This window comes from Pseudoalteromonas sp. G4, from assembly GCF_028875915.1.
Taxonomy (GTDB): Bacteria; Pseudomonadota; Gammaproteobacteria; order Enterobacterales; family Alteromonadaceae; genus Pseudoalteromonas.
In genome coordinates this window covers 1-7,373 of sequence record NZ_JAPEHW010000118.1, presented here as the reverse complement: position 1 = coordinate 7,373, position 7,373 = coordinate 1, and the positions used below count along the sequence as shown (strand labels likewise).

General features: G+C 39.2%; 7 protein-coding genes and 4 tRNA genes. 8 read left to right on the top strand and 3 right to left on the bottom strand.

What is annotated here, in order from left to right; all coding sequences use genetic code 11:
• Window positions 1-147: 147 nt before the first annotated feature.
• Window positions 148-804: a helix-turn-helix transcriptional regulator gene (locus ON073_RS19680; RefSeq protein WP_274763576.1), complete on the bottom strand. Its 657-nt coding sequence runs from the start codon at window positions 802-804 to the stop codon at window positions 148-150.
• A gap of 100 nt (window positions 805-904) precedes the next feature.
• Window positions 905-1,270, bottom strand: coding sequence for a histidine triad nucleotide-binding protein (locus ON073_RS19675; RefSeq protein ID WP_274763575.1), 366 nt, complete (start codon window positions 1,268-1,270; stop codon window positions 905-907).
• An 82-nt stretch (window positions 1,271-1,352) separates the two neighbouring features.
• Between ON073_RS19675 and ON073_RS19670 the strand changes: the two genes are divergently transcribed.
• On the top strand, window positions 1,353-1,976 hold the full coding sequence (locus ON073_RS19670) for a DUF2057 family protein (RefSeq protein WP_274763574.1): 624 nt from the start codon (window positions 1,353-1,355) through the stop codon (window positions 1,974-1,976).
• Window positions 1,977-2,006: 30 nt separating this feature from the next.
• On the opposite strand, the gene ON073_RS19665 is transcribed toward ON073_RS19670, so the two are convergent.
• Window positions 2,007-3,839: a M1 family metallopeptidase gene (locus tag ON073_RS19665; protein WP_274763573.1), complete on the bottom strand. Its 1,833-nt coding sequence runs from the start codon at window positions 3,837-3,839 to the stop codon at window positions 2,007-2,009.
• Window positions 3,840-3,961: 122 nt separating this feature from the next.
• Here ON073_RS19665 and murB point away from each other — a divergent pair, with 122 nt between their 5' ends.
• The 7 genes from murB (at window position 3,962) to ON073_RS19630 (ending at window position 7,180) form a co-directional block, all read left to right on the top strand.
• On the top strand, window positions 3,962-4,972 hold the full coding sequence (gene murB / locus ON073_RS19660) for a UDP-N-acetylmuramate dehydrogenase (protein WP_274763572.1): 1,011 nt from the start codon (window positions 3,962-3,964) through the stop codon (window positions 4,970-4,972).
• Window positions 4,960-5,952, top strand: a complete 993-nt coding sequence (gene birA, locus ON073_RS19655; RefSeq protein ID WP_274763571.1) for a bifunctional biotin--[acetyl-CoA-carboxylase] ligase/biotin operon repressor BirA — start codon at window positions 4,960-4,962, stop codon at window positions 5,950-5,952. The genes murB and birA overlap by 13 nt, the downstream gene beginning before the upstream one ends.
• Window positions 5,952-6,626 (top strand): type III pantothenate kinase, encoded by a 675-nt coding sequence (locus ON073_RS19650; protein WP_274763570.1) that lies wholly within the window; start codon window positions 5,952-5,954, stop codon window positions 6,624-6,626. The genes birA and ON073_RS19650 overlap by 1 nt, the downstream gene beginning before the upstream one ends.
• 145 nt (window positions 6,627-6,771) lie before the next feature.
• Window positions 6,772-6,847 (top strand) — tRNA-Thr (locus tag ON073_RS19645).
• 43 nt (window positions 6,848-6,890) lie between these two features.
• Window positions 6,891-6,975: transfer RNA gene (locus ON073_RS19640), tRNA-Tyr, on the top strand.
• 43 nt (window positions 6,976-7,018) lie between these two features.
• Window positions 7,019-7,093, top strand: a tRNA-Gly gene (locus ON073_RS19635).
• A gap of 11 nt (window positions 7,094-7,104) precedes the next feature.
• Window positions 7,105-7,180: transfer RNA gene (locus tag ON073_RS19630), tRNA-Thr, on the top strand.
• Window positions 7,181-7,373 lie beyond the last annotated feature (193 nt).

The window sequence follows — 7,373 nt, the reverse complement described above, 5'->3', positions numbered from 1 at the left end:
CGGCTACACAACCAAAAATATGTGCTGAACCCTGAACCCTGAACCCTGAACCCTGAGCCCTGAACCCTGAACCCTGAACCCTGAACCCTAAATTTCAGGCAATAAAAAACCGGGTAAAAACCCGGCTAAAAAGGGGAAACTAAAACGTTACCTTAATTCATTAGGCATGTTGTATTGCGCCCAAGAAAGTAATTCAATTCGATTGCGACAATTTGTTTTTCTAAACGCACTGTATAAATGTGTTTTAACTGTGTGCGGACTTATATTCAATTCATCTGCAATTTCTTTATTCTTTGCGCCTTTACTCATTAGACTGATAATTGCACGTTCACGCTTAGTGAGTTTTACTGGCTCTAATTCAGCATCTGTAATTTGATTAATAGCTTCTTTGTTAAACTGTAACAAGCGGTTTAGTGCACTACACATTACATCACGGCGGAACCATAATTGGTTATCAAGCAGTAAGCGAATACCTTTCATTAATACGTCAGCATTGTCAGTTTCATAAAACACACCGCGAATACCTGATAACAACGCACGATTTGCCAGCTCAGTATTTTCACTAATATTGAATAGGATAATGTCACAATCTGTGTTTAGTTCAGAAATATGGGATTGCAAACGTTGCCAAACATTATCACCATTAGATTCAATAAATAATAAACGGGTGTTGCTTGGCACTTCTTTACCATCGAAACCATGAAGAACATTAAGGCCTTGTGTGGTTAATAATGGTTTAAGTACTTCTAATCCAGAATTGTTAGTTGGATTTGTGTTTAAAATGATAAATGCCGTGTTGTTCATTGCTAACTCAACAAAAAAAGCTTCAACAAAAATGATTGTTGAAGCTTAACATATTATTTAAACTTTTGTATTGTTTTTTTACAATGGGTAATACTTTTATCTAGGTCTTGGCTTTATCTGTGTAAGGGGGCCAGCCTAAGACTTTACCGGCAAGCATATGTAAATGAATATGGAATACGGTTTGTCCCGCATTTTCATTACAATTCATTACCACACGGAATCCGTCGTCGGCAAAGCCATGTTCACTTGCAAGTTGTTTAGCTACGTAATATAAATGGCCAACAATTTCACGGTCTTCTAGGTGTATATCGTTGATAGTGGCAATGGGCTTTTTTGGAATAATCAGCACATGAAATGGCGCTTGAGGATTAATATCTTTAAAGGCAAGACTAATATCATCTTCGTAGACAATATCTGCTGGGATTTCTCTATTAATGATTTTCGTAAATAGCGTTTCTTCGCTCATACTAACATCCTAGTAGTAATTTTGTGTTAATTATGCCAGTTTAGATTGATGGAATTTATCTGCAAGGGTTTTTGGAATAACAATGAAAAAACTACTGGGCATAACTTTACTACTGCCAATGCTGTCTTATGCAGCAACTGTTAAATTTGTAGAAGAATTGATACCGCTTCAAGTGAATGAACAGAAAGTTGAACATTCATTTTTCTCGAGTGTTAGTGAAATCAATTTACCTGCAGGTGTTCATAAAATAAAACTCAAATATAAAGACATTTATGAAGTTGATTATGATGAACATGAAGTAGTCGAATCAAAACCGTTTTGGTTAATTGTAGACATTGATGATCCGAATCGTGAATATAAATTGTCAATGCAACGGGCGGATGATGTATCAGCAGCAAAGGAATACAGCAAACAACCCTATGCAGATTTTGAAAAATTGGGAAGTACTAAGAAACCTAAACGTTTGAATGCTGTTGACACTAAAGTCGTGCTAGCAACAAACGTTTCACCAGCTCCAGCTGGTGTATCTGCAACAAGTAATACTCAGCCAGCAGTAGTCACGCCTGTAATGTCAGAAATTAATGCTGCCCCCCCATCAGTGCCTCCTAGCCAACAACCTAGAGCACTCAACATGCTTGAATTTTGGTGGTCTCAGGCAAGTGAAGCTGAAAAAAAAGCATTTTTAAGTAATAAAAAAGGCAGCTAATGCTGCCTTTTGTAAAGTCGTTAACAAACGTTATTTAAATAAGTTATCAACAGTACCTTGTGCCAGTGGGTGGTAACCCGGTTTTGCTTTTTGATAAATCTCATTAGCCCATTCTTTTTTACCATTCGCAATGAGTGCTTTGTAAAGTGGTACAATTAACTTGCGACGACCAATACCAACAAGATGATCTTCAAGTGGTCCGTAAATAGGCTCGTAACCATTACCTACTGCAAGCATAAACCATGCAAAACTTAATTCATCATTAGTCGAATGAGTTAAGTCAAACGCCTTATCTAGTTCTGACATTTTATCAATCGCTAAGTCACGCGGTAGATTATTAATAAAGTGCAACCATTCATGAACGGTCCAATTGGTTGTTGGTAAGGCAGATATTTCACCTGTTGTTAACCATGCTTTTGCTGCAGCATCCACTTTAATAAAGGCATTAGAGGTTGGATTTGGTGCATCTTCAGGTAAGCCTGGTTGATGGATCCACTCTTTAGCTTTCTCAACAGAAACAATACCTGGATACTTGTTAAGTAAATTGTCTGCTAGATATGTTTCAAATTCGACTGTGGTTAGTGATTTGAACGAATATTCTTTAAAGTATGAGCGAACAAACTCGTCAAAACGTTCACGGCCAAATTTCTCTTCAAGATAAATTAAGAAAAGCATGCCCTTAATGTAGGGTACCTTGCTAAATGCATCATCTGGATCGCGGCCATTTAATTTAAGGTTTAAGCGTGTATCGCCTTGTTCAAGGTTAGGCATTTGTCCATGTAAGGCAGCAGTATCAAGTGCTTGTTCCATTACTGCGCGATCACGACCAAATACTTCTTCCATAATACGGTTTTCAACGTACGACGTGAAACCTTCGTTTAACCATAAATCTTCCCATGTTGCGTTAGTCACAAGGTTGCCTGACCATGAATGAGCTAGTTCATGCGCGATAAGGTTAACGAGACTTTTATCACCAGCAACTACTGTTGGCGTAATAAATGAAAGGCGCGGGTTTTCCATACCGCCAAATGGAAAACTAGGCGGCAACATTAATAAGTCGTAACGACCCCACGCATATTCACCATAAATTGCATTGGTTTTTTCAATCATGGTTTGGGTGTCATTGAACTCCGCTACTGATGCATCCAGAATAGTAGGTTCTGCAAAAATCGCTGTTTGATGCGACATTTCTTTATATTCTAAATTACCTGCGCCTATTGCAATCAGGTATGGCGGAATTGCTTGTGGCATGGTGAATTGGTAATCACCGTCTTTAATAAATGCATCCGTGTTGTCTGCACTCATAACTACACGCACATCTTTTGGTGTTTGAATACGTGCTGAGTAAGTTACACGCATTGCTGGCGTGTCTTGCACTGGGATCCAGCTTCGCGCATGAATTGCTTGCGATTGGCTGTACATAAATGGTTGGGTTTTAGTCGCCGTTTGTTCTGGTGTAAGCCATTGCAAACCTGATGCTTGTGGCAAGCTGTTGTAATAAACGCGTACTTTGTCGGCTTGGTTAGCAAAGTTGATGGTAAGTTTGGCACCTCTAACGCCATCATCTTTTGCCAATTGCCAGCTCGCTTTACGCCAGTTACCAGCTTTATCTTTATAAAGCACTTTATCAATAACAAGATCACGGGTGTCTAAAATCAGCGTTTTAGCATTGTTAATTCGCCAATCTAGCGTATGCTCAGCAAAACCTTGAAGTTGCTTTTGCTCGAAATCAATCTCAAGATCAAGGTGAATATGTGTTGAAAGCACTTGTTCTAAATTACTGAAAGTGTGTTCATCTACAGCTGCGTGAGAGTTGGTTGATAAACTCATTGCTACGAGTGCTGCGATAGCAGATAACTTCATCTAATATTCCTAAAAACGGGTTGTATACAATTATTGTCAATAATACGCACTTCTATGCGTTGAGTAAAAGAATGCGTTAATATGTGTGTAATTTTATAGTTAGGTAATTTTGAGCACCTATTTTGATTTCTTTACTGCAGCATCACACATTTGCATTACCTGCATTTGCAACTAGTTTGATTCGTATTGAACAGATAGACGAGTTAAAACAGATTGATTGGAACACTCCTTTTATTATTTTAGGAGAAGGGAGTAACACCGTATTTGTTGATGATTTCCAAGGGCAAATTATTCAAATAGCAAATAAAGGTATTTCAGTAAATGAAACCGATGTTAGTTATATTATCGAAGTTTCAGCGGGTGAAAACTGGCATAAATTTGTAAATTACTGTGTTGAGCAAGGTATGTATGGCCTTGAGAACTTGGCACTTATTCCTGGTACAGTTGGCGCTGCGCCAGTGCAGAATATTGGCGCTTATGGTGTTGAAGTAAAAGATGTCATTACTAAAGTCAGTGGTTTTGATATTGTCACGGGGAGACAGCAAGTCCTAACCAGTGAAGAGTGTGAGTTTGCTTATCGAGATTCCATTTTTAAACATACTCTACTTGGTAGGTTTATTATAACATCTGTCGAATTTGAACTTAAAAAAGAGTGGCTGCCTAATTTAAGTTATGGGCCGCTAAAGTCTTTGCAAGCGCCCACAGCTCAACAAGTTATGGATGAAGTTATTGCTATTCGTTCAAGTAAATTGCCCGACCCAAAAATACAACCAAACAGCGGTAGCTTCTTTAAAAACCCGATAGTTTTGAAAGAAATGGCGCATGCTCTATTAAGTACCTACCCAGAGATGCCAACCTACCCGGTGTCTAATACACACATTAAATTAGCAGCAGGTTGGTTGATTGAACAAGCAAACCTGAAAGGCTATAAAATAGGCGGGGTAGAAGTGAGTGAAAAGCAAGCGCTGGTATTAATTAATAGCGATGATGCAGTTAATAAAGATTTACTCGCAATGATTACACATATTCAAAAGGCCGTGTTGGCAAAATTTGGTGTTGCCCTTGAACATGAAGTAAGGCTAATTGCAAAAAGTGGTGAAACCAAAGTTGAGGCACCAACATGTCACAAATAACAGGGACTAAGTTGGCAATTCTTCAGGCGTTGAAAAATGGCGAATTTATTTCAGGTCAGCTTTTGGGGGAACAACTGGGTATTAGTCGGGCAGCAGTTGCAAAGCATATTAAATCTCTTTGTGAACTCGGGTTAGATATTTATAAGGTAAATAATAAAGGCTATTGCTTGAACCAAGAGATAGCCTTAATTTCGCAGCATAGACTTGAATCAGAATTTCAAAAATTGGCAGGCCATACTGGTAACTTTGAAACCTATGCCAGTATCGACTCAACGAATACTGAACTAATGCAACGTTTAGCAAGTAAGCAAGCTCTTACTTCGGGTACTGTTATTGTTGCTGAAATGCAAAATGCGGGTCGTGGTAGGCGCGGCCGTGTTTGGCAATCTCCTTTTGGCGCGAACCTTTATTACAGCTACTACTGGCTGCTCGATGATGGTTTACAAGCGGCAATGGGGGTAAGTGTTGCTGTTGGGTTAGCTGTGTTTGATTGTATTAAGGCGCTATATAACGTCGAAGTAAGTTTAAAATGGCCAAATGATATTCTGGTGAATAACCACAAGCTAGCGGGGGTACTTGTTGAACTTGATGGTCAACCAGAAGGGCCTTGCCACTTAGTAATAGGCATAGGTTTAAATATCGCAATGCCAGAAAGAGCCAGCGAGCATATTGATCAATCTTGGGTGGATTTAAAACGCTTAGGGCTTGAAGTAAATAAAAATGAGCTCGCGGCGGCACTTACTTATTATTTAGAACAGCGCTTATCACAATACCAAGCTACAGGATTAAGTGAAATGTATTCTGAGTGGAATAAAGTTAATGCATTTGCAGAACAACTTATCACTTTAAATACAGGGCAAAAAACGTGGCAAGGCATATGCGTAGGTATAGATAAACAGGGTGGGTTAGTATTACGCCAAGATGGTATTGAGAAAACATACTATGGCGGCGAAATTTCAGTACGTAGGGTTAATCAATAATGAAGTTATTAGTTGACGTAGGTAATACTGCATTAAAACTCGCACTATATAATAACGATAAAATTACTCTTGTTGAGCAACAAAAATTAAATTGGCAAGGGATCACGCAAGTATTAGTCGCCAGTGTGCGAGCAAATCGGTTACTGGATAGCTTAGTGAGTAAAGCTAATGAAAAAGGAATCGAAGTTAAATTCGCAAAAGTTAGTGTGCAACAAAATGGTGTTACGTGTGCTTATGCTGAATTCCAAAACCTTGGTATTGATCGCTGGTTAGTGGTTTTAGCTGCAGCCCATTTATACCCAAATCAATCATCTATTATCATTGATGCAGGAACAGCAACGACGGTCGATGTATTGATTGATGGCAAAACCCATAAAGGGGGTTGGATAATACCTGGTATCGATTTAATGATGGAATCAATCGTTGTGCGGGCAGAAAAAGTGTTTGCTAATGATACAGTGAAGTTTGAAAACAATCTTGGTAGTGATACACCTGAAGCTCTCAGTTATGGTTGCTTAGCTGCTAATTTAGGTTTAATCCAACAGGCGAGGGCCTTATTTGGTAAAAATATTCGCGTATTATGTACTGGTGGATACGGAAAGCTATTATCAGAGCACATCGAAAATAGCGAATTTATCGAAGATTTAGTACTACGTGGATTGGTTGCTTATTAAAAACTGCATGGTAACAGCATAAATCTGCAGCGATTTGACTAAAACTTGGACGTTTGAAGCGATACTTTCATTTTTTTTAAAATTAATGGTTGCATATCCTAAAACCTTGCCTTAGAATCTCGCCCCGTACTTAAGCAGTATACGTGCCGACTTAGCTCAGCTGGTAGAGCAACTGACTTGTAATCAGTAGGTCATCCGTTCGACTCGGATAGTCGGCACCATTTTACTTTCACTATATGAAAGTCTAGCTTTAAAAGAATTTGTGGAGGGGTTCCCGAGCGGCCAAAGGGATCAGACTGTAAATCTGACGGCATTGCCTTCGATGGTTCGAATCCGTCCCCCTCCACCACTTACTCTTGACGGTTAGAGGTAGTTAAGAACAGGTTCCGAAAGCGGGCATCGTATAATGGCTATTACCTCAGCCTTCCAAGCTGATGATGCGGGTTCGATTCCCGCTGCCCGCTCCAGTTTCTGGTGTGCTGATATAGCTCAGTCGGTAGAGCGCACCCTTGGTAAGGGTGAGGTCGGCAGTTCAAATCTGCCTATCAGCACCAGTACCGAGCTATAACCTTTCTTAAATATTTTCCACTTCCTTTAATTTGTCATAAACTTATTCAATTATTTGAATACGTCTGCGCTTTTTGTAGACACTTTACATGTAATTTTAGTTATATAACTTTATAGGTTCCGTCATGGCAAAAGAAAAGTTTGAACGTTCGAAACCGCACGTAAACGTAGGTACAATCG

Excerpts from the sequence above, each read along its gene's own strand:
- ON073_RS19680 (WP_274763576.1), bottom strand. The coding sequence starts at position 804 with ATGAACAACACGGCATTTATCATTTTAAACACAAATCCAACTAACAAT.
- ON073_RS19675 (WP_274763575.1), bottom strand. The coding sequence starts at position 1,270 with ATGAGCGAAGAAACGCTATTTACGAAAATCATTAATAGAGAAATCCCA.
- ON073_RS19670 (WP_274763574.1), top strand. The coding sequence starts at position 1,353 with ATGAAAAAACTACTGGGCATAACTTTACTACTGCCAATGCTGTCTTAT.
- ON073_RS19665 (WP_274763573.1), bottom strand. The coding sequence starts at position 3,839 with ATGAAGTTATCTGCTATCGCAGCACTCGTAGCAATGAGTTTATCAACC.
- birA (WP_274763571.1), top strand. The coding sequence starts at position 4,960 with ATGTCACAAATAACAGGGACTAAGTTGGCAATTCTTCAGGCGTTGAAA.
- ON073_RS19650 (WP_274763570.1), top strand. The coding sequence starts at position 5,952 with ATGAAGTTATTAGTTGACGTAGGTAATACTGCATTAAAACTCGCACTA.